19 protein-coding genes are annotated in these 23,326 nt (G+C 45.8%); 6 read left to right on the top strand and 13 right to left on the bottom strand.

Annotation, left to right across the window (positions count from 1 at the left end):
* Positions 1–159: 159 nt before the first annotated feature.
* The 5 genes from R7E78_RS12855 (at position 160) to envZ (ending at position 5,394) form a co-directional block, all read left to right on the top strand.
* Positions 160–2,040, top strand: coding sequence for an ATP-dependent zinc protease (locus R7E78_RS12855; protein WP_222712368.1), 1,881 nt, complete (start codon positions 160–162; stop codon positions 2,038–2,040).
* Between the two features lie 117 nt (positions 2,041–2,157).
* Positions 2,158–2,649: a transcription elongation factor GreB gene (gene greB, locus R7E78_RS12850; protein WP_005379321.1), complete on the top strand. Its 492-nt coding sequence runs from the start codon at positions 2,158–2,160 to the stop codon at positions 2,647–2,649.
* Positions 2,650–2,754: 105 nt separating this feature from the next.
* Positions 2,755–3,150, top strand: a complete 396-nt coding sequence (locus R7E78_RS12845) for a DUF1090 domain-containing protein (protein ID WP_151514502.1) — start codon at positions 2,755–2,757, stop codon at positions 3,148–3,150.
* 129 nt (positions 3,151–3,279) lie between these two features.
* Positions 3,280–3,999 (top strand): two-component system response regulator OmpR, encoded by a 720-nt coding sequence (gene ompR, locus R7E78_RS12840; protein ID WP_005379333.1) that lies wholly within the window; start codon positions 3,280–3,282, stop codon positions 3,997–3,999.
* A 102-nt stretch (positions 4,000–4,101) separates the two neighbouring features.
* On the top strand, positions 4,102–5,394 hold the full coding sequence (gene envZ, locus R7E78_RS12835; protein WP_017820700.1) for a two-component system sensor histidine kinase EnvZ: 1,293 nt from the start codon (positions 4,102–4,104) through the stop codon (positions 5,392–5,394).
* Positions 5,395–5,465: 71 nt separating this feature from the next.
* Here the strand turns inward: envZ and R7E78_RS12830 are convergent, their stop codons facing one another.
* The 13 genes from R7E78_RS12830 to R7E78_RS12770 form a co-directional block, all read right to left on the bottom strand.
* A complete protein-coding gene (locus R7E78_RS12830; protein ID WP_318057936.1) occupies positions 5,466–6,854 on the bottom strand; it encodes a uracil-xanthine permease family protein in 1,389 nt (462 codons plus the stop codon).
* A 232-nt stretch (positions 6,855–7,086) separates the two neighbouring features.
* Positions 7,087–9,168: an ATP-dependent DNA helicase RecG gene (recG, locus tag R7E78_RS12825; RefSeq protein ID WP_033905919.1), complete on the bottom strand. Its 2,082-nt coding sequence runs from the start codon at positions 9,166–9,168 to the stop codon at positions 7,087–7,089.
* Between the two features lie 253 nt (positions 9,169–9,421).
* Positions 9,422–10,105, bottom strand: a complete 684-nt coding sequence (trmH, locus tag R7E78_RS12820; RefSeq protein ID WP_017635001.1) for a tRNA (guanosine(18)-2'-O)-methyltransferase TrmH — start codon at positions 10,103–10,105, stop codon at positions 9,422–9,424.
* A gap of 52 nt (positions 10,106–10,157) precedes the next feature.
* Entirely contained in the window at positions 10,158–12,278 is a 2,121-nt protein-coding gene (spoT, locus tag R7E78_RS12815; protein ID WP_005379340.1) for a bifunctional GTP diphosphokinase/guanosine-3',5'-bis pyrophosphate 3'-pyrophosphohydrolase, read from the bottom strand.
* Positions 12,279–12,317: 39 nt separating this feature from the next.
* On the bottom strand, positions 12,318–12,590 hold the full coding sequence (gene rpoZ, locus R7E78_RS12810) for a DNA-directed RNA polymerase subunit omega (protein WP_005379346.1): 273 nt from the start codon (positions 12,588–12,590) through the stop codon (positions 12,318–12,320).
* A 181-nt stretch (positions 12,591–12,771) separates the two neighbouring features.
* Positions 12,772–13,395, bottom strand: coding sequence for a guanylate kinase (gmk, locus tag R7E78_RS12805; RefSeq protein WP_005379347.1), 624 nt, complete (start codon positions 13,393–13,395; stop codon positions 12,772–12,774).
* 448 nt (positions 13,396–13,843) lie between these two features.
* Positions 13,844–15,067 carry a tetratricopeptide repeat protein gene (locus R7E78_RS12800; RefSeq protein ID WP_005384736.1) on the bottom strand — a complete coding sequence of 408 codons (1,224 nt, stop codon included), beginning with the start codon at positions 15,065–15,067 and terminating at the stop codon, positions 13,844–13,846.
* A gap of 9 nt (positions 15,068–15,076) precedes the next feature.
* Entirely contained in the window at positions 15,077–15,709 is a 633-nt protein-coding gene (locus R7E78_RS12795; protein WP_005379353.1) for an energy transducer TonB, read from the bottom strand.
* Positions 15,710–15,713: 4 nt separating this feature from the next.
* Positions 15,714–16,121 (bottom strand): ExbD/TolR family protein, encoded by a 408-nt coding sequence (locus R7E78_RS12790; protein ID WP_005379359.1) that lies wholly within the window; start codon positions 16,119–16,121, stop codon positions 15,714–15,716.
* Between the two features lie 25 nt (positions 16,122–16,146).
* Entirely contained in the window at positions 16,147–16,674 is a 528-nt protein-coding gene (locus R7E78_RS12785) for a MotA/TolQ/ExbB proton channel family protein (RefSeq protein WP_005379363.1), read from the bottom strand.
* Positions 16,675–16,683: 9 nt separating this feature from the next.
* Positions 16,684–18,045 (bottom strand): MotA/TolQ/ExbB proton channel family protein, encoded by a 1,362-nt coding sequence (locus tag R7E78_RS12780; protein WP_005384750.1) that lies wholly within the window; start codon positions 18,043–18,045, stop codon positions 16,684–16,686.
* Positions 18,046–18,048: 3 nt separating this feature from the next.
* Entirely contained in the window at positions 18,049–18,813 is a 765-nt protein-coding gene (locus tag R7E78_RS12775) for a DUF3450 domain-containing protein (protein ID WP_005379365.1), read from the bottom strand.
* A 65-nt stretch (positions 18,814–18,878) separates the two neighbouring features.
* On the bottom strand, positions 18,879–21,479 hold the full coding sequence (locus tag R7E78_RS12770) for a TonB-dependent receptor plug domain-containing protein (protein ID WP_047103765.1): 2,601 nt from the start codon (positions 21,477–21,479) through the stop codon (positions 18,879–18,881).
* Between the two features lie 820 nt (positions 21,480–22,299).
* Here R7E78_RS12770 and R7E78_RS12765 point away from each other — a divergent pair.
* The gene (locus R7E78_RS12765) at positions 22,300–23,325 is read left to right on the top strand and encodes an ABC transporter permease subunit (RefSeq protein ID WP_005379368.1); all 1,026 of its coding nucleotides are present in this window, start codon (positions 22,300–22,302) and stop codon (positions 23,323–23,325) included.
* Position 23,326: the final 1 nt, after the last annotated feature.

The raw sequence follows: 23,326 nt of genomic DNA, 5'->3' as shown, positions 1-23,326 counted from the left end.
TTAAATTAACGAGGCAAAAATTTACCGGGCGCTGGTGGACATCAGTCAGATTTATGTCAAAACTGTAATTAAATTGAGAACTTATATCCGCAGTTATCGACTAACCTAATTCCACGGTTGTTGATATCACTAAATGTACCTCGGCTTATACGGATAATCATGATGAAAAAAATGTCTTTGGCGTTAGTGCTTACGAGTGCCTTACTTGCCGCCCCGCTTAGTTGGGCGCAGTCTATCTCAGGAACCACACAAGCTCCCGTTTATCAGCTCGATAACAAATTGGTACTAGGGCGTGTGGAGAGCGTCTACTACAGTGACATTCCGGAACTAAAAGCGGTGCCATTTATTGGCAAGATTGATACTGGTGCAGATACGACATCGATGCATGCGGAGAATATCCATGTCAGTAGCTCACACCCAGATTACCAAGATTTGAAAGATAACGAGTTACTTTGGGCGATTGTCGATGACTTAGGTGGTACGAAGGCAAAGTGGGACGCCGACAGCTTTAAGCCATATCAAGTAAAGGTTAGCTTTACGGTTCCTCACCCTTATACAGGGAAGGAAATACAGATTACCGATGATCTGGAAAGAGTGAGCGCGATTCGCAGTCGAACAAGCAAAAAGCCCATCCTACGCCCGACAATAAAAATGCCGATGACAATCGCTGGTCACACCGTTGATACGGAAGTGAACCTGACCAAGCGTACGCAATTCTCTTCTCCTATCTTGATTGGTAAAACCTATCTCGATGATAACGCATGGGTCTTCGCTGGTTACGATTACCTTCAAGAACAGCCACGCGCAAAAATGATTGGCAAAAAAGAGACGGTTGAAGTCGAAGGTGTGCCATATAAGATCAGCATCTCAACTTCTAGCCGTTATACCAACGTCCATGCACTGGACATCAAGGTAGACAAAAAGCATAACGAAGTCTCTTTTATGTTAGAGGGCGAGAATGGCAAGCGTCATCCAATGACATTACCCTTGGTACGAATGCTGAAAACGACCAAAAGCGAGCGCCCTTTAGTCTATTTACCCGTCAAAGTCGGCGAAAATGAAACTCAACGTTGGTTGGTGTATCTGCGTGATCGCAGTAAGTTCAGTTCGCAAATTCGCTTAGGTCGGGACGTCGCGAGTCAGCACTTTGTTATTGATACGGACAGAGAAAATCTACTGGGTGGCGTAGAAAAAACGTTCAAAAGCGCACTCAAATCAAAACCTCTTGTCGTTTCACCAGAAGAACAGGTCACCATTGATGGTTATACCGTCCCTGCTTACCCCACTTTTACTGTGAAAACGCCATTACTGCGTGTAAATGGGTTTGAAGTAACAGAAAAAGGTAAGGATGAATCCGTCACGTTTTATTTAATGAACGATGAGGGGAAAGAAGAAAAAATCACCAAACCAGTGTTGAAAAAGCTCAAGGTTGGCAGCGCGGTTCGCCCTGTTGTCGAAGGAGACTTTCTTCTCGGTAGAAAAGACACATCAATGAAGTTTGCGCTCGATGTGCTTGATGAGGGTGACACTCAACCCTTTTTCGTCTTTGGTCATGACATAGCCAAGGGTGGTGTGTTGCTGAACACTCGCGCAGACCATCTACTAGATGCAAGGCCACTTTTCAAAGCTGGCCATATCGAAGTGGCTGAAGTTGAGGGGATGTCTTTCCCTGTGAAGTTAGACACGGGTGCAGATGTAAGCTCAATCAATGCTAAGAACATCAAGCAGTTTAAGAAAGACGGCAAAGACATGGTGAGCTTTACCTATGAGAACGATCTTGGCATGAAACAGGCGTTTACCAAGCCTGTTGTTGATGTCATGCGTATTAAAGCTAAGAAAGGCGAGAAAGCGAACGTACGCCCTGTGGTTGAAATGCATGTTAAGCTTGGCGAATTAGAGAAGAAGATCCGAGTCAACTTACAGGACCGAGGTCGCTTCCATTACAGCATGATTTTAGGTAAAAACTTCCTAAAACATGGCGCGGTTGTTTCGAGTGATACGAATTACATCGTGACGCAAAAACCGGATTACGAAAAGTAACACTCTGGCCGCCTTATCACCTTGATACCCAAAGCCTGAAAAACATTGGATCTTTGGGTATATCATCTCCTTAATGCTGCCAAAGAGCAGCATTTTTTAGTTGAGATAGGAGTTAATTTGAAAACTAAGCTGATTACACGAGAAGGTTACAACAAACTCAAACAAGAGCATGATTACCTTTGGAATGAAAAGCGCCCGGAAATCACCAAGATCGTCACTTGGGCGGCGAGCCTGGGCGATCGCTCAGAAAATGCGGATTACACCTTCAATAAACGTTTACTCCGTCAGATCGACCGTCGTGTCCGCTTCCTTCGTAAATTCCTGCCAGAAGTCACGATCGTTGACTATTCTCCGCAACAAGAAGGCAAAGTCTTTTTTGGTGCATGGGTGGAAATAGAAAATGAGGCAGGAGAAGTGAAAAAGTTTCGTATTGTCGGGCCTGAAGAGATTTATGGCGATGCGAAAGACTACATCTCTATCGATTCACCTATGGCGCGAGCGATGTTGAAAAAACAAGTGGATGAAGAGTTCACGGTACGCACCCCAGAAGGTGAAAAAGAGTGGTTCATCAACTCAATTGAATATACTCAACCGGCCTCGGAAGACTGAGGCTTTATCACCGATTCAAGTCTCATGAAGTTCACTAGGAGTGACTTGGGTCTCAATGTCAGAATATTTGGTATAAAGGCATGGTGCCTTTCTCGGAGAAGTAAAATGAACAAAGCAGTCATGTGTAGTGCTGCACTAACAATAGGTTTCTCACTTTCAGTTTTTGCTCAAGATGAAGTGAAAGGCTGTGACGCTAAAGAGTTAGCGGTAGAGCAGCAGCTTGAGTATGCAAAAGCGCAAGGTAATGAGCATCGCATTAAAGGCTTGGAGCAAGCACTTTCCGCTATCCAGAATGAATGCTCGGAAGGTGAGCTGCGGCAAGAGCTGCAAGCAGAAGTGGAAGAAAAGACTAAAGAAGTTGATGAGCGAGAGGAAGAATTAGTTGAAGCTCAGCATTCAGGGAAAGCAGACAAAATTGAGAAAAAACGTCACAAGCTGGCTGAGGCACAGCAAGAGCTGCTTGAGGCCAAACGTGAACTGGAATGGAATTATGGTCAATAGTAGGTGCTGAAAATACCTGCTAGAGAGAGAATAAAGCGCTTAAGATAAAAAGAGTAACAATTTGCTTGAGCACGTTAGGAAAAACAGTGATACATTTTCGACAATAGACGCTTCTGAAAGGATGTTTCAATGCAAGAAAATCATAAAATTTTAGTGGTTGATGACGATGCTCGTTTACGTGCTCTATTGGAGCGTTACCTTTCTGAGCAAGGTTTTCAGGTACGAAGTGTCGCCAATGGCGAACAGATGGATCGCCTACTAACGCGCGAAAACTTTCACTTAATGGTGCTGGACCTAATGTTGCCAGGTGAAGACGGTTTGTCAATTTGTCGTCGTCTACGCCACGCGAACAATATGTTGCCAATCTTAATGCTCACCGCGAAAGGTGATGAAGTGGACCGCATCGTAGGTCTTGAGGTAGGGGCGGATGATTATTTGCCAAAACCGTTTAACCCACGCGAATTATTGGCTCGCATCAAGGCCGTATTACGACGCCAAACCGTAGAGTTGCCGGGTGCACCAAGCACGGAAGAAAAAGTGGTGGAGTTCGGGGAATTCCGACTCAATCTAGGCACTCGCGAGATGTTCCGCGGTGATGAGGCAATGCCACTCACCTCTGGAGAGTTTGCTGTTCTAAAGGCGCTCGTGATGAATGCACGTGAGCCAATGTCACGAGACAAATTGATGAACATGGCGCGTGGCCGTGAATATTCTGCAATGGAACGTTCTATTGACGTACAAATCTCACGTTTACGTCGCATGTTAGAAGACGATCCGAGCAAGCCGCGCTACATTCAAACCGTATGGGGCCTAGGTTATGTTTTCGTCCCAGACGGCAAAGAGGTGTAACCTCTTCACTCCATAGCCAGCACTTGGCTATAGCAACTTCAGCCTTCATTACCTTCCCTTTGAAGGCTGAAATTTCGCGATTAGGACCACTAGGAACGTTCCATGCGCATCCGAAGTTCACTGACACAATCTATTCTGCTGTTCATCTCTTTGCTTCTCGCGAGCCAAGTTTTCTCTTACTACGCCGTTTTTAACTACGCGTTGATGCCGAGTTTGCAGCAGTTCAATAAAATTCTCGCGCATGAGCTCAATTTGGTGCTTGATGATGAAGGACCTTTAAAGTCTGATGCACCGTTAAGGCGTCAATTATTAGAAAGATTAGGGGTGACGGTTCACAGCCTTGACAGCGATAAGGCGATTGAATTTCATCACGCAATGTCGATTGATTTGATGTCTGAAGAAATGAGCCAAGAGCTGGGTTCGCCTACAGAAGTACGCTTATTGCTTGGCGATGAAAGTTACATTTTGTGGATGCACATCGAAAAGTTGCCGAACTCCATCATTCGTATTCCGTTATCTGAGCTGCAAGAAGAAGATTTTGCACCGCTGTTTCGTAACAGTTTGATTATGGCGCTGCTGATCATTGCTGGTGGTTGGTTGTTTATTCGTTTGCAAAACCGTCCACTTTTGGCTTTAGAGAGAGCCGCGAAAGACGTCGGTCGAGGTGAGATCCCGCCCCCCTTAGCAGAGAAAGGCGCATCGGAGATTCGCTCTGTAACTCGAGCCTTTAATCAAATGTCGAAAGGTATTCAAGAGCTAGAAGAAGACCGAGCCTTATTAATGGCGGGGATTAGCCATGACTTACGAACGCCTCTGACGCGTATTCGCCTAGCGACAGAAATGATGTCTCCTGAGGACAGCTATCTTGCGGAGGGGATCATTAGCGATACGGAAGAATGTAATGAGATCATCAGTCAGTTTATGGATTACCTCAAACCGGTGAACCAAGAATCGTTTGAAGCGGTTGATATCAGTACGATTGCCAGTGACGTCGCCAGTTCTGAAGGTGGTTATGAGGTTGAAATTGAAACAGATCTTAATCTTAACTTGCCGCCAGCCAAAGGAAGCGCGATTGCGATTAAGCGGGCGATCAGTAACTTAGTTGTGAATGCGCTACGTTATGGCAATGGCTGGGTCAAAATCAGCACTGGTGTGACAGCAGATAAGCAGCTAGTGTGGATTTCAGTAGAGGACAACGGACCGGGTATCGAGCATTCCCAAATCGCGAGGTTATTTGAACCCTTTACGCGTGGTGACACCGCTCGCGGTAGTGAAGGCACTGGGCTAGGGTTGGCGATTGTGAAGCGTATAATCAGCCAACATTCAGGCTCTGTGGTGATGCGTAATCGCAGTGAAGGCGGTTTAATCGCTCAAATCAGCTTTCCTACCAAGTAAGTCGATGGCCTGCACCCTTTAAACAAAAAGCCCAACCTAAATAGGTTGGGCTTTTCTTATTCTCAATAATCTTAAGACTCTTTCACTTCCTGAGGAAGTTCATCTTCGTCTTCCAGTTTCTCTGGCAGAAGTAAATTTAAAATGATCGCAGTGATGCCACCTGCTGCAACACCAGTTGAGAAAATACTCTTAATAAATTCTGGCATAAATTGCAGGATCTCTGGTTTTTGTGCGATACCAAGTCCCATTGAGAAGGATAAGGCCATGATCAGAATTGCGCGGCGATCGAGCTCAACACGAGAGATAATACGCACACCAGCGGCAGCAATCGTACCAAACATGACAATCGTTGCGCCGCCAAGTACTGGCTCAGGAATCAGCTGAACAAAGCTAGCGACGCCAGGAAACAAGCCAAGAATCACTAACATGCCTGAAATAAAGTAACCCACGTAGCGGCTCGCGACTCCTGTTAGCATGATGATGCCGTTATTCTGGCTAAACGTTGAGTTCGGGAAGCTGTTGAAAACGGCTGCGATTGCAGAGTTTAAGCCGTCTGCTAACACACCGCCCTTAATGCGTTTCATGTACACTGGGCCTTTTACTGGCTCACCAGACACTTCAGATGTTGCGGTAATATCACCGATGGCCTCTAGTGCGGTAATAAAGAAAATCAGTACCAGCGGAATGAACAGAGACCAGTCAAACGATAAGCCATATTGCATTGGTACGGGCAGTGCTACGATCTCGGTTGCGCCTAGCTGAGAAGTATCTACCATCCCCATAAAATACGCCATGATGTAACCCACTAGCATCGCAATCACGATTGAAGCCACACGGATGTATGGGTTTTTCGAGCGGTTTAAAATCACAATTAATCCAAGTACCGTCCCAGCCAGAGCAAGTTTGTCTAAGCTGCCGAAGGTTCCTTCATTTAATGCTGCGTAGCCACCGCCCATTGATACTAAGCCGACTTGAATCAGTGTGAGACCGATAAGAGTGACGACGATGCCTGAAACGAGCGGAGTGATGATTCGGCGGGCATGCTCCAATACGCGAGATAGGAAAATTTCTGCAAATGATGCGACTAAAATCGTACCAAAAATGGCAGCCATCATGGTGCTGATGTCTGCTCCACCGGCTTTCAGCGATAGGCCTGCTCCAATAATAGGACCTAAAAAGTTAAAGCTGGTGCCTTGAACAGAGAGCAAACCAGAGCCAATTGGGCCAACGGTGCGAATTTGAAAAAACGAAGACACGCCTGACGCAAATAAAGACATGCTGATGATGGTGTTCGTTTGGTCTGCAGGTACACCCAAAGACTGACAGATGATCAGTGACGGAGTGATAACCGCGACGAACATCGCCAATAAGTGCTGAAGTGCGGCAAAAATGGTTTGAGGCAAAGGTGGTCGATCGTTGAGTTGATAGACCAGTTCCGAAGATCGGTTTGAAGTTGTCATTGTTTGTCTCGCTAGTCGCAATATTTCCCTAGTTCTCGCTGAATGGGAGAGCAGGGTGGAGTTGACGTCGTTACCTGTGATTGCTGTTAATCAGAGTCAACTCAGGTTGGTGGAGTGTGATCTAACACACTTAAAAATTTGTGCGCGATTATAGAGAGATTTACTCAAAAAGCAAACGTTTGCTTTGTTTTTGGCGTATTAAAAAACGAGCCATTTGGCTCGCTTTCAATCATTACGCTTTGGAGTAAATATCCCGCTCACCCAACCAGCGATCGATAATTGCTGTTGCGTTAGTCGGGTAATTGTCATGAATATGACGCGCAATACGCTGAACTTCGGGAATCAGGCGTTGATCTCGAACTAAGTCTGCGATTTTGAAATCAGCAAGACCTGTCTGCTTTGTACCCAATAGTTCTCCAGGGCCACGAATTTCTAGGTCTTTCTGCGCAATGACGAAGCCATCGTTACTTTCACGTAGTACTCCGAGACGTTTTTGCGCGGTTTTTGACAGCGGAGAGTGGTACAGCAGCACACAATGGCTAGCAACGGAACCTCGGCCCACGCGACCTCTTAACTGGTGTAATTGTGCCAAACCAAGACGTTCAGGGTTTTCTATGATCATCAAGCTAGAGTTTGGCACATCCACACCAACTTCAATCACTGTCGTTGCGACCAGCAAATGCAGTTTATTGTCTTTGAAATCTTGCATCACCGCTTGTTTCTCTGCCGGCTTCATTCGTCCGTGTACTAGACCAATTTTTACGTCCGGTAGCTTACGTTGAAGCTCTTCTGCGGTATCTGCCGCGGCTTGCGCTTCTAATACTTCCGACTCATCAATCAGGGTACACACCCAATATGCCTGCTTGCCTTCGTTTAAGCAGGCATTTCGGACACGTTCGACGATATCATTGCGTTTGGTGTCTGGAATCGCGACAGTCTGGATTGGTGTTCGACCTGGCGGTAACTCGTCAATCACCGACGTTTCTAAGTCAGCATAAGCAGTCATGGCTAACGTTCGCGGAATCGGCGTTGCTGTCATGATGAGCTGATGTGGATAAGCGCCTTGTTTTGCACCTTTTTCACGCAATTCTAATCGCTGATGGACACCGAAGCGGTGCTGTTCATCAATGATGACCAAAGCAAGGTGATGAAATTCAACGTGCTCTTGGAATAGCGCGTGAGTACCCACTACCATTTGCGCTTCACCACTGGCAATACGAGCCAGCTCGGCTTCCTTTGCCTTACCTTTGAGTTTGCCCGCTAACCAACCGACTTGAATGCCCATTCTCTCAAACCAGTTTGCGAAGTTGATAGCGTGTTGCTCGGCCAATAGTTCGGTTGGCGCCATGAGTGCCACCTGATGGCCATGCTCAATGGCTCTAACAGCGGCCAAGGCGGCAACCAATGTTTTCCCCGAACCAACATCGCCTTGCACTAATCGCATCATTGGGTGCGGTTTTTCTAGATCGGCTTCAATCTCTTGTACGACTCGGGTTTGAGCGTTTGTAGGAGAGAAAGGCAGTTGGGCTAAAAGCTGCGTTTTTAGTTTATTACAAGGACCGAGAGGTAGCGCTGAATCCTTCTGACCTTTGCTACGCACCGCCAGCATCGATAAGTTTTGTGCGAGCAATTCTTCCATGATCAAGCGGATTTGGGCAGGATGTTTGCCTTCGTCAAACTCATCTAAATTAATGGTTGGTGGTGGGCGATGAATGGTGTGCAGTGCTTGCGACATCGTGATTTGATGGTCATACAACCCCGCTGGAAGTAATTCCTGCACTGCGGTTTTATCAAGCAGGGCTAAAGCTTGTTCGGTAAGGTTGCGCAATGTGATTTGACGCAATCCATCGGTGGTGGGATAAACAGGGGTTAAGCTCTGTTCTACATCGGGCTTTTGCTCGCTGACGTAAAACTTGTAGTCAGGATGAACAATTTCCAAACCCATGCCACCGCGCTTAATTTCACCGTAAGCATGTACTAACTTACCTTGCGTGAAATTGTTCTTCATGGCTGCGGTAAAGTTGAAAAAGCGCAGCGTGATAGTGCCATTACCGTCGCTGATTTTTACCGTTAGCATTTTGCGCTTACCGAAGATGGTGTCGACTGCCATGACCTTACCTTGCACGGCCGCCCAAAGGCCAGCATGCAGTTTGGCAATAGGGTAAATACGAGTACGATCTTCGTAGCGTAATGGAAGGTGAAACAGCAAATCTTGAACGCTATGTAAGCCAACTTTGGCGAGTTTTTCTGCGACTTTCGCGCCAACTCCAGAAAGGGAGGTTAATGGGACGCCAGATAACATTTGGGCGGACATAGAGGGCTCAAGAAAATGGTTAACATAGCAGTATGTTAACCATGGAGCTGTGTTTTTGTACAGGAAAAAATAGTCATGCTTTAGTTAGTGTCATGATTTGACTGATAACCTATCATTCCGAGGAGCTTTAGCGACATCACGATTCTATTTCCAACAAGTATGTCGCTGAAGTTAACACTATCAGCATCTGTATATTTGAGAATTAGATCCTGAACCACGCTCCTTCGCCGCCGTTCAGGATGACGAAAGTCTGTTACTTGCTTTGCATCTCTTGCCACCACGCGTCATCGGCGATGATTTGACCTTCTTCATCGAGTGGTGGGTAAACGAGCCCTTTTCGTTTCGCGACCTTTGCCAGCACTGGGTGACCACGTTCAAAGAGAATACGGTTGATTGTCTCTTTAGGCAGAGCGCTTTCTTCTCGGTCGTACATGCCTGCGGCTTCACGTTGACGTTGCGCTTCATACAAAATTACGGCACTGGCAACCGATACGTTTAGTGACTGCACCATGCCCACCATTGGGATAATAATGTCTTGATCGGCAAGCTGTTTGGCTTGCTCCGAAGCGCCAACTTTTTCACTGCCTAAAATGATTGCCGTTGGTCTGGTGTAGTCGATCTCGCGAAAATCGACGGCGGTGTCCGAAAGATTGGTCACCAAAACCTGCATACCTTGCGCTTTGAGTTCGGTAATCGCAGTTTCAATCGAATCGTGAGTATCCACTTCAACCCAGTTACGCGCGCCAGCTGAGGTATGGCTCAGCGTACGCATTTTGTCTGGCCAAATTGCGTGAACTTTGTGTAAGCCTGTCGCGTCAGCGGTGCGGATCACAGCAGAGACGTTGTTTGGCTTATGTACTTCTTCGAGACAAAGTGTCAGATCAGTTTGGCGAGTTTTTAGGACTTGGTGAATACGGTTGTAACGTTCTAGGTTCATATTTATTGAGGTATAAAAAATCGCCACCTAACAGAGTAGGTGGCGATAGAGGTTAGTTCTTTCTGCGTCTGACTCGGGTTGCTTGAGGCATTGCCTTAATCTTACGCATGATACCAGCAAGGTGGACACGATCTTTCGTCGTCAACAGCACAGTCACAGTGTATAGACGACCATCACGTTCTTCCGTTGAAAGGCCATGAATGTTTGATCCTGTTTTCGAGATCACGTTGGTAAGTTCTGCAAGAGCACCTTGGTTGTTAAGCATGTCGACTTTAAGTTCAGCAATGAACTCTTTATCGTAGTCTTCAGACCAAGCGACAGCCATATAACGGTCTGGCTCTTTCTGATAACCACGAACGTTCGGACATGTTTCTCGGTGAACAACCAAACCACGACCAGGCGATACGTGAGCAATAATGTGATCATCTGGGATAGGATGACAACAATTTGCAAACGTCAGCAATAAGCCTTCTGCGCCACGAATCGGAAGCTTCTTCTTCGAGTCCGTTGGGATTGAACTTGTTGTCGTGAGCTCTTCGGTGTCACCAAGGAGACGACGTGCGATCACAATGCTCATCAACTCACCCAATCCAATAGCAGCCAATAAATCATCGATGCTTTCTAGGCGAAGATCATTCAAGACTTCTTGGATATTTTCTGGATAAATTGAATCAATCGAGTGACGGCCAAGTGCGTGATTAAGTAGGCGACGACCTAAAGTAATCGACTCTTCACGACGCATCGTTTTCAGTACTTGTCGAATCTTAGTGCGGGCACGAGAAGTCACGACATAGTTCAGCCATGCCGCATTCGGACGCGCACCAGGGGCACTGATAATTTCCACTGTCTGACCGTTTTTCAATGCCTTACTCAATGGGTAAGGGTTACGATCAACACGAGCACCAACACAAGAGTTGCCTACATCGGTATGTACGGCATAGGCAAAGTCGACAGCCGTTGCGCCTAAAGGTAGTTCAACGATACGACCTTTTGGTGTGAAGACGTAAATCTCATCTGGGAAAAGATCGGATTTTACGTTTTCAATGAATTCGAATGAGTTACCCGCGCTTTGTTGTAGCTCTAACAGGCTTTGCATCCAACGCTGAGCTTTCACTTGCGCAGTGGTACCAGACTTGTCGCCTTTGTCTTTGTAAGACCAGTGTGCCGCGACACCTTTGTCCGCCATTTGATCCATATCTTCAGTGCGGATCTGAACTTCAACAGGTACGCCGTGTGGGCCAACCATGGAAGTGTGTAGCGATTGATAGCCGTTCGCCTTTGGTACCGCGATGTAATCTTTCATGCGACCAGGACGTGGCTTATACAAGCTGTGTACTTGGCCTAAAACGCGATAACAAGTATCAGCGGTATCAACAACGACTCGGAACGCATAGATATCCATGATGGTGTGAAAGCGCTGTTCTTTGGTTTTCATCTTGTTGTAGATAGAGAACAGGTTTTTCTCACGACCAACGACGCGAGCATTCAAGCCAAAATCTTGCAGACGGCCTTCTATTTCGCTGTGAATGCGTTGGATCATCTCTTTACGATTACCACGTGCGGCTTTAACCACTTCTTTTAGTACGCGGTAGCGGTTGGGATATAGCGCCTCAAAGCCCAACTCTTCGAGTTCGGTTTTGATATTGTGAATACCAAGACGATGAGCGAGGGGCGCGTAAATTTCTAACGTTTCACGAGCAATACGACGCTTTTTATCTGGTCGAAGCGCGCCAAGCGTACGCATGTTGTGCGTGCGGTCAGCCAGTTTGATCAGAATGACGCGGATATCTTGCACCATGGCCAGAACCATCTTACGAAAGTTTTCAGCCTGAGCCTCTTTCCTATCGCGGAATTTGAGTTTGTCCAGTTTAGATACACCATCAACCAATTCTGCGACAGTGTTGCCGAATTTCTCTTCGAGATCTTCTTTAGTTACATCACAGTCTTCAATGACGTCATGCAGCAAAGCAGCTTGGAGGGTTTCGATATCAAGGCGCATTTCGGCCAAGATACGAGCCACAGCGACAGGGTGGATGATGTATGGTTCACCGCTAGAGCGGGTTTGCCCTTCATGGGCATCTCTCGCTACCACATAAGATTGACGCAGAGCCTCAATCTGAGGCTCTGTTAGGTATTCTTGGGCAACGTCTTTGAGGCTATCGAATAGATACAAATTATAGGCCCGGGAGGTTGTTGAATTCTAAAGTCAGAATTAACGGTTGTGAGCGATGCTGCTTACTGCCGCTAGCTCTGCCGCTTCTTGCTCTTGCTGTTCTTGACGTTCACGAGCGTCTAGAACTTCTTTAGTAATTAAACCTTCTTCGATTTCGCGTAGAGCGATAACCGTTGGCTTATCGTTCTCTTCTGGCACTAGTGCATCTTTACCGCCAGTTTGCATTTGACGAGCGCGGCGAGCCGCAATCAGTACTAGGTCGAAACGGTTGCCAACTTTTTCAACAGCGTCTTGAACAGTTACGCGTGCCATGAGGACTCCAAATAGTTAACTAAAATTTTAGAATGACGAGAAAGTATACAACCTAACTACTTTATTTACTAGCAATTAGACAAGCCACCGTTTGTGGACTTTCTCAGGTAGTTTATTGTGTCTTTCGCACTGGGCAAAAAACGGGAAATTCTTTATGTTTTACAGCGTGACTTTTTTGAAGTTACTCTGCTAACAACGCGTCAAGCATACCTTTATATTTAGCAGCTTGCTTTTCTTCCTTCAATCTTTCAGCACGCAAGATAGCTTTAAAATCCATCAAAGCGGTATCAAAATCGTCGTTTACGATCACGTAGTCGTACTCGTTGTAATGAGAGATTTCCGACTTGGCTTCAGCCATACGCTTTGCGATCACTTCATCGCTATCTTGACCACGAGTGTTCAAGCGACGCTCTAACTCACCGTTTGATGGTGGCAGGATGAAGATGCTTTTGGCTTCTGGCATTTGTTCACGGATTTGGCGTGCGCCTTGCCAGTCGATATCTAGAAAAACGTCGATACCTTTATTTAGTGTTTCTTCAATCCATACACGAGATGTGCCGTAATAATTACCAAACACTTCTGCGTATTCTAGGAAGTCACCTTTAGCGATCAGGGCTTCAAACTCATCTTTCGCTACAAAATGGTAGTGGACACCATTTTCTTCACCAGGTCGCATGTTGCGCGTGGTGTGAGACACAGACACTTTCATTGCGTAGGTTGGGTTGCGTTCCAACATCGCTGAGATCAAGCTAGATTTACCTGCGCCGCTAGGTGCAGATACGATATAGAGAGTACCTTTGCCCATTGTACTGTTCCACTTTTGATTGGATTGATTGAGTGCCGAAGGAAAGTTCGACATTCTTATAACGATAGCACTGGCATTGAGAAATCAACCACCAAAGGGGTGGATATTGGTGATAATCCCGCCAGAAAAATGGAGGCGAAGAGTATCATGATCTCTATTTTGTTACCAGTTGATCTTTCTGTCTGTGATCGTCCCAGATGAAATAGTTACTTACGGCAGAGTGTTCCTAAACAGCGAAGAAGGAGCGTGGTACAGGACTTACCATCCGCGCACTCTGTTATTAAAACCATTTCTACAACCGTTTAGTGTGCTGATTTTAGGTTTAGAGTCCCGATTTGGCTTGCGTGAGTGACTCTGGTTAAAAATAGGGGGTAATTAAGATAAGACGGAAAAAAGGGGAAGCTTTCACTTCCCCAGGCGTGCGACTGACTCACACTTAATCTTCGAATTATCCTTGAGACTCTAGGAAATTTATCCAAGGGCTAACGGTTGACCTGAATTTTGGCGATTGAGCAGCGCCTTTCATCGCCTGCAAGGCCTTTTGTGGCTGCTTAAGCTCGAAATAGGCCATCCCGCGAATGTATTCAAGTTCTGCCTTTTGCTCTTTAGAGGCACTGGATGCTGCGCTTTCTACAAAAAGAGTTGCTTCAGAATACTGCTTGTCTTGTATCATTAAGCGAGCAATCTGAATTTGCGTTTTAGCAGAAGGAGCGAGGTTATATGACTTTTTATAAGCGAGAATTGATTTATCTAGCTCTTTAGCTTGCTGCCAGAAACTGGCTAGGCGGTCATAGTTTTCCTTCGTCTTTTCAATGTTTCCAGCTGCCATTTCCTTTTCAAGAGTTTTGGCTGCTTTATATGGAATACCTTGATAAGCCAAGAAGTTTACAAAGCGTAAATATTCCTTCTCTCCTTCTAGTTTCCCCATTTTGTAAACCATTTCTAGGGTGGCTAGAGAGTTGCGCTCTTGGCCTAGCTCCATGTAGACACCAGAAAGTTGCATCCAGTAACGCTTTTTCTGAGGGTACTTTGAAGTCAGAGTTTTGAGTACACTGGCAACGCTTTTCAGCTGGCCTAACTCGTAGTGTGAGGCAACGAGAATTAAGTACCAAGACTCACTTGGGCTCTTGCTCATCGCGATGGCTTTTTGGGTTGGTGGGATTGCATTTCTGTAATCTTCCAACTGAACATAAGCGCTCGCTAACGTGATATAAGCATGAGCTTGAGGCTTCTCTTTGGTTGTTTCTGCAACCTTGAACCATTCCTTCATCGTTTTTACAGACAACGTATACTTTTCTTCAGCTAGGTAAAGCTGAGCCAAGCTGTAGCGAACTTGTTGAGCAACAGGAACGGGAAGTGCGTCGAGCTGTAATGCTTCGGCAAAGTATTTTGCTGCTTGCACATAATTGTCTTGTAGCGAATACAAAAAGCCAGTCTGCTGAAGTAAAACTGCTCGGTCGTATTTTTTCGAACTTGTACTTTCTAAAGCGCTTGCTAGTTTTTCTTTCGCTGCTGAATATTTTTCAGTTGCGATCAACTCTTGCACTTTGTTAACGGTTCGAAATGTCCGATCTGATAACTGAGGAGCTTCTTTTGCCATCGTAGGAGCGGTCATTGCCACTCCTGCGAAGAGAATTAAAGAAGCCACTTTGCTTTTCCATAAACTTTTCATCGTGACTCCTTAATTGGTTGAGAACTCTATTTCTTGCGATAGGCGCGAGCTAACAGGTTTCCCGTCAACCAATTTTGGTTTAAATGTCCATTTAGAGACTGTTTTTCTTGCCGCTCGACCGAGGCCTAAGCGTCGTGGTTGCTCTTTAAGAACTTTGATGTCCTCTACGGCACCACGTGCGTTTACAGTAAACTCTAATAAGACGACCCCTTTTTCTATTCCTGCTTTCGCAGCCTTCCTAGGCATTTGAGGTTGGAATGTCGCTAGAGGTGTTGGACCTCCGCTACCCGCGAGTTGCGCACCTCCACCCTGGCTATAATGTCCAAGCACCGAACCACCTGTAACATTTACGGGTAGGTCAAGCTTTGGCATATCCATTGGGGTCTGCTCCATCACCGGTTTTACTGTCGCTGTCACTTTCATTTCTGGCGGCGGCGGCGGACGCTTAGGCGGTGGTGGCTTTGGAAGTTCGCGTTTTTTCTCCTGTATTTTTTCGTCTGGTTTAATGCGAATAAACTCGACCATACGCAGGTCATCATTCGACACTAACTCGTGGCGCTCTTTGTTTACTAGCTTGTCCATCCCCCAGAACAACCCGAGGGAGACAATGAGCGCCAGTGCAATTGAGGCCAGATACCGCATAAGCTTAATCCTTATTGGTTGCGGCAATGGAGATGCTTTCTACACCTGCCATTTTGATCTGGTCCATAACCTTCACGACTACGCCAGCATTTGCTTCAGTGTCGGCTTGGATAACAACTGCGCCATCAGGGCTTTCTGCACGAAGACGTTCAATATTCGCGCGAACCGCGTCCACTTCGATGCGGCGTTTATCAACCCAAACATCACCCGCCGCACCAACTGCGACCATGATGTTACCTTTTTTCACGGTTTGCGCAGAGCTTGCCGTCGGGCGGTTTACTTCTAGACCAGCTTCTTTTACGAACGATGTTGTTACGATAAAGAAGATCAACATGATGAATACGATGTCGAGCATCGGTGTCATATCGATAGCGGTTTCATCACTGCTATCACTGCTATAGCGTCTTTTCATGACCTATACCTCTAATTCCATTTACTCAGGCAATATGCTTTAGCTTATCTTCCAGCTTTTGCGTTGTGACTTTGGCTAAATGATCAAGACGTGAACTAAAGAACAGTCCTGATAGAGAAGCCACCATCCCGGCTAAAGTTGGGATTGTTGCCTTTGAGATCCCCGAGGCCATTGCTCGAGGGCTTCCTGTTCCTGTTACCGCTAAGATGTCGAATACTTGGATCATGCCAACAACGGTGCCGAGCAAACCCAGTAAGGGACAAAGCGCAATCAATACTTTGACGATTGGTAGGCCCTTTTTATTCTCAATGTCCTGACGAGAAACAATTTCTTGTCGGATCATCTTAGCGTTCCAGCTCTGGTGCTCTGATCGCCCCTGCCATGAGCCAACGGCTTTTTTCATGGCTTTTGGAGCGACGGCAGCAAAATAGAACCAACGTTCTAACAATACTGCCCAAAGCATAAAGCTGAGGATGAAGATGGCGACGAGTACATCGCCACCCATTCCCAAGAAGCGCCTAATTGATTCAAGTTCTCCAACTAACCACCACATAACGCCTCCTTAGCTTTCGGCTTTATGTAGTTTTTCCTGATAGCGAGCGATGAAGCCTGCACTCTGTTCTTCAAGAGTTTGAACCAAACGACGACCTTTACTGTGTACGATGGTGTACAGGAACAGTAGAGGAATTGCGACAACCAGACCAAGCATCGTAGTAACAAGTGCTTCAGAGATACCGCCAGCCATTAGCTTAGGATCACCTGTACCAAATAGTGTGATTGCTTGGAACGTACCGATCATACCCATAACCGTACCCAGTAGACCTAGAAGTGGTGCTACAGAAGCGAACAGTTTGATTGAGCTGATAAAGCGTTCAATGCTCGGTGCGTTACGTAGGATGATTTCGTCCAGTTTCGCTTCAAGATCTTCAAGGTTGTCACCTTTGTGTTCTTGGTAAGCTTGGATAACTTCACCCAGAGGGTTACCAGGAATCACGGTTTCTGATTTCGCTTGCTTACGCATTTTACCGCCAATCACTTGAAGGCGTAGGAAGCAAACTAGAGCAATGATAGCGCCAACTGCACCCATACCAAGGATGACGTAACCTACAATGCCACCTTGATCAATACGTTCTTGAACGGTAGGGCTTTGTACAAGTAGAGACAGAATTACACCACGGGATGGGTCAATAAACAGTGGCTCATAGCTGTTTGACGCTGACTCAAAGCCTGCAACATGACGTGTAATATTGGTGCGAGGCTGTCGAGAGAGTTCTTCGAACTTACCTGTTTGAGGTACATAAGTAACGTACTTACCATCGGCAATCGCGTTAAATTCACCGACAAGAGTAACATCGCGAACCGCTTCTTTACCTTCGCCATAAACAACCGTTGCTTGGGTTGTTGCTGTCTCGCCTGAGGCAACCACTTGTTGAAGAATGGTATGCCAGAATGCTTCTAGCTCTTGTGTTGATGGCAGTTCTTTGCTTTCAGCCAGTTTCGTTAGTAGAGCGTCACGCTCTGGGAACTGAACAGCGTTTTGAGAGGCAGCAAATAAGCCCTTAAACTCGCCCGCATATTGGCGGACCACACCAAACATTTCGCCCAAAGTACCAGAGCGAACACGTAAGGTTTCTGTTAGTTCAGTCAGCTGCTTATCGTTTTCATCAAATGTCGCTTTAAGTTGATCGCCCAGTGCTTGCTGTGAAGCTAGCTCTTCACGAGCCTGTTGCAATAATGCCGCTTGCTTATCTCGGTTGTTCTTGAACTCAGCTTCACGGGCTTTGTTCTCTTTTGACTCAACGATGCTTTCTGATTTTACGTTTTTGAGTAGTTCAGATAGGTTTTTAGGCGTTTCTGCTTGTACGCCTGAAACCATAAATAAGCTCGCTAGTAGACCAGCGGCTAGAGTTTTGAATCCTTTCATCTCTTATTCCTCCCCAGCATATACAGGCAATTTGATTAGCGCTGGTGGCGCTTGCTTCTTCGCGATACGAAGGCCTTGCTGTACCGCTATGCGGTAGCTTTCCGGTAATGTTTCCCATTGACGTGTTTGTTGGTTCCACATACCTGTCTCACCACCGTCTGGAGATTGGAATAAAAGCGCCGTGCGACCAATACGTAGGAAGTCGTAAGTCACGGTTTCCCCATTTCTATCTAGGCTAGCTTTGTAAGATTCAATTGAGCGAGAGAAGCCTTCTTCAATTTGGTAGGCTTCCATCACTTTACGGAATTTCTCAGAAGTCGTTACGTCGGCGCGATCCATGAGACGACGCAGTTCTTGGACACGTTTATTACGTTCTTTTTTCTGGAAAGGCAGATCGAGAGTCACAAACTCATCGAGTGCATCGATCATTTTAAGTGTTAGTGGCACTACTTCTGTTGCCGTTTGATCGATCTGAGCTATTTGGTTATTTAATGAGTCCAATTCACCTTGCTGTGATTGAACCATACGATTAATTTGCTCGTTGTAGACTTTCATGCTGTCGATTTGACGTAGTAAGCCTTTGTATTCTGCCAACATGCCTTCAGTACTTTCGGCATAATTGTCGATTTTTTGTTGCGAAGCTTCTGAAGATTGATTTGCTTTTGCTTGTGTGGAAACGACAGCACCAGAGTTGGCCGCTATAGAGCTACTACTGATAGTAAGCAATGCTGCAGCTATGGCACTGAGACCAAATTCCTTGAATTTCATGGTTGCATCCTTGTCAGTGTTTTAGTCAGTCGAAAAGGGCGCGGAAAACCCGCGCCAAATATTTTTTAGAAGTCGTATGATGCCTCGACGTATAGCTGACGTCCGATTGGATCGTCATACCCAGTTGCATAGAATGGAGAGGTATCGCTTAGAGGATCTGCAGGCGGTACTTTGTCAAACATGTTGATAGCACCAAGAGTTACACGACCACTCTCGTTGAATTGGTAAGAAGCCGTTAGGTTCCACGTTGTCATACTAGCGATTTCTGCTTTGTAACCCGCTTTTTTAGCAGAATCACAGTCATCAAAGTAGTAACGGTTTGCGTAGCTTGAACACATACGGTCGCGGTATTTACCAAATAGGTTGATAGCGACATCTTCATATGCCCAGCCAAGATTTAACGTTGCGGTGTATTCAGGCATGAAATCTCTTTCATCCGTTACAGGCTCGCTGTCGTTTTCTTGATATTCAGCAATCAAGATCTTCGTTACAGCAACACGCGTGTTAAATGAACCGAACTCATTAGTGTCGTATGCGTATTTGATCGCTAGGTCAATACCAGAACGCTCTTCATACGACTGGTTCACTGGACCATAGGATACCGACTTGATGGTGCCATCTGGGTTACGAACGACTTCAGTACCTGGGTATTTACCTGGATCGTTAATTACGTCTTGGTAAGTTGGTGCTGTTACGACGTCTTCCATCTTGATGTGGTACCAGTCAACAGTTACACCAAGATCATCCACAGGCTCCCACGCTAGGCCCAAGTTAATGTTTGTACTTGTTTCTTCTTTCAGCTCAGAGTTAGGGCCATTAAGCGTATCGAAGTACTGAGTATCACACTCTGGGTACTTATCTTTATCTTGTGGGCCGCTACCACCAGCGTTGGCACAAAGCACAGGGTCAAAACCAGAACCAAAGCCTCGAGTTTGATCACCAAATAGTCGCTTCAAGTCTGGAGCTCGGAAGCCTAGACCGTAGCTACCACGTAGCAATAGGGTGTCAGTAGGACGGTATGCTAGGGCTACTTTAGGAGTGAATGCGCCGCCAGTTGCCGAGTCGTCGAAGTAGTGGTCGTAACGACCAGCGACAGTCATTTCTAAATCTTCAATGATAGGAATAAGAGCTTCAACACCAAGACCAATCTGATCGCGGTCACCGCCGCCTGATGTTCCACCTAGACCAGAGAAACCACCCGCTGCTGTTGTAGCATCAATCGTCTCATTGTAGTCAGTACGGTTCCATTCACCATAAACAGCAAAGCCAGACATACCTGCAGGAAGTTCAACCAAATCACCAGCCAGTGAGCCGTTAACAGAGTAAAGCTTTGAGTAAGCTTCTTTGCTTGAAGTGCCGCTGTATTTGTCTACAACGTCTTGAGAGATAGGCCCTAGAAGATCGACATCACCATTTTGTACAGCTTGGTCGAGAGTTAGGAAGATTGCTGGGTTGCTTGTTTCAACGCTTTGCTCAGAGTAACCAGCTGATAGGTCCCAATCATACGTATCAGCAAGCAGGCCGTTCAAGCCTAAGGTTAAGCCAAAAGAATCGGCTTCAGTGTTACTTTCGCGTGGTCCAAATTCGACCATACGGCGAGTGTATTCGCCTTCGCCGCGGAAGTGAGTGGCATCAACTTCTACGCTGTAAGGGTTAGGTTCGAATTCAGATTCTGTAGACTTGTAGCCAAAACGGGCTTCTGCCATGGCAGTGACATTGTCGTTAATGTCCATTTCACCACGTAAAAGTAGGTCTACTTGTTTGTTTTCTGGTTTTAATGTTCGGTACGCAGAGCGGTTAACACCACACTTTCCATCCGCTCGTTCAATCGCGGCATCACCAACGACTTCTTTACATGAAGAACCTGCATCAGCTGGTGTTAGAAGTGTTCCGTTGGCGCCTTCAAAGTTTGCACCGTAGCTAGAGTAGCCACTTAGCTGAGAACGGCTAGAACCGTCATCGCCAGCCCAATCATCTCGGTCAGATTGCTTTAGCATTTCGTTGCCCGCAAATTGGCCAACGAAGAGAATACGTTTGTCGTCAAAGTTTTTGCCAGCTACAACGTCTAAACGACCATTTTGGTAACCACCATCCGTCGCGTCACCCGCGCGTACTTTTACAGAAACGCCATCAAAGTCTTTCTTTAAAATGAAGTTTACGACACCACCGATTGCGTCGGAGCCGTAGATAGCAGAACCTGAGTCGGTCATTACTTCAACACGCTCAATGGCGGCGACAGGGATTTGGCCGATATCTTGGAAGTTAGATGTACCATTTTGTGCTAGCGGGTATTGAGGAAGACGACGGCCATCAATAAGAATCAATGTGCGTGACGCGCCAAGGCCACGTAAGTTGACTGACTGCGCTGCTGGTGTAAACGAGAAAGAGTCTGTTTGAGCCATTACACCACCTGTGTTTTGGGTCAAACTGTTCAATACGTCTTGCGCGCTGTTAAAGCCTTTAGACTCAATGTCTTTACTATTAATAACAGTAACTGGTGAAGGACCTTCCATATCCGTCGTGGAGATACGCGAACCAGTAACTTTCATCTTTTGAAGTTTTTCAACTTGCTGCTCTTCTGCCAGTGCTGTTGCTGGGGCTGCAACTGCTGCCGTCCCCAAAGCAAGGCTTATCGCAACAGATAAAGCGGTTGTGTTTTTATACATCCTTGTTGCTCCGATTATTATTATTTCCTATGTCTGGCCGCATAGCGGCCAAATGTGACGTTAATATTTCGTTAACGTTCGGCCAATGTATAACCGAGATGAAAAAAGGAAGTCAAACCAGTGGTAAACGGGGATGCTTAAATGTAAAAAAGATGTAAATAACCAGGCTTTATTTAAAAGGCGGAATAAAAAACCGAATAATGTTTATGAATCGATATTAAATTTCAATAAAACACCGTATTTTGTGTTTCTTATAAACTTTAATGACTTATCTTGCCTATGGTTTTTTAGTGGGTAATTGAATCTGGAAAAAGATATTTTTCCAGTGAATTGTTCTGAGATGAGTTTTATATCGAATCCATACTTTGTTAGCTCGAACTTATTAGGTGGTATCAAAATATGATACCCATTGCGGTTAAAGGGCTCACTCGTATTTTTAGGTCAAATATAACCTTGGATTATGTGTCTATTTATGTGTGTAGGGTGCATTTTTATGTAGGGTTTTGGCTCTAAACAGCCTAGATTGATATTCTGTATGAATTATTTTTGTGGTTTTTTATAATTTTTTACAAAAACATTTCTGTTTTTCGACATCGAAGGAAGTTTGTCATGTTTTGGTTTCAAACACTTGAAGCTGATGTGGATTCAAGATAAATATGACGCTGAAATTATTGCAGTAGTAGAAAAGTCTAGCTCTTGAGGCGCAGGGAGTGTGCTTCAACAGTTTTAGTTACTACGAGATAAATATGCACCATTTTGGGCGGAAAATATCCTCTTTCACTCCGTTTGAACTGGACAGTAGACAAGGAGCAAGTTGTATATGCTGTCGTACTTTTTACGCCGTTTGGCGTTGGTTATCCCAACGTTTCTCGGGATAACTATTCTCATCTTTGCTATCACTCGTTTCGTGCCTGGCGGACCTGTTGAACGCATGTTGTCACAAATGCAGTCCCAGGGGGACGGCGCCGCATCAATGACGTCTGCGGGTGGTAACACGGCCCTTTCTGACGATCAAATCGCGGAGCTGAATGCGTTTTATGGCCTGGATAAACCTGTAACGGAAGCGTACGTCGAGTGGTTAAGTCGTTTGGTAATGCTAGATCTTGGCGAGTCGACGCGTTACTACGAGCCTGTCTCGGACATGATCGCAGAGCGTTTGCCAGTGTCGTTGTTTTATGGCGGCATGACCTTCTTTATTAGTTATTTTATCTCGATTCCTCTTGGTTACTATAAGGCGCTCAAGCACGGTTCTGTGTTTGATTCCGCTTCTTCAGTACTCATTTTCGTAGGCTACGCGCTACCAGGTTATGTGGTGGGTGTATTGCTGATCACGTTATTTAGTTATCACTTGGAATGGTTTCCGATGGGAGGCTTTGTCGGCGATGACTTCGACGATTACGAAACCTTCTTTGAACGCACTAAAGACATTATGTGGCATGCGGTGTTGCCTTTGATCTGTTACCTCATCGGTGATTTTGCCACGCTGACGATGACAATGAAAAATAACCTGATGGAAAACCTTTCCTCAGATTACATCCGCACCGCAATTGCGAAAGGATTACCTTTCAAAAAAGCAGTTCGTAAGCACGCGTTGCGTAACAGCTTAATTCCAATCGCAAGTCACTTTGGTAACTCTTTGTTGTTCTTCATGACCGGTGCCTTCCTGATTGAAGTTATCTTCAATATTGATGGCATTGGCTTATTGGGTTACGAATCAATCATGGAGCGTGATTACCCTGTTGTTATGGGTATTGTCGCCATTAATGCGCTGTTGCTGCTCATTGGTAACATTATTTCAGATATTTGTGTTGCTTTAGTCGACCCACGTGTGAAGTTTGGAGCGTAAC

Source organism: Vibrio sp. YT-19(2023) (assembly GCF_033337395.1).
The sequence above is the reverse complement of the archived record's forward strand: the minus strand, read 5'-3'. Positions and strand labels throughout refer to the sequence as shown.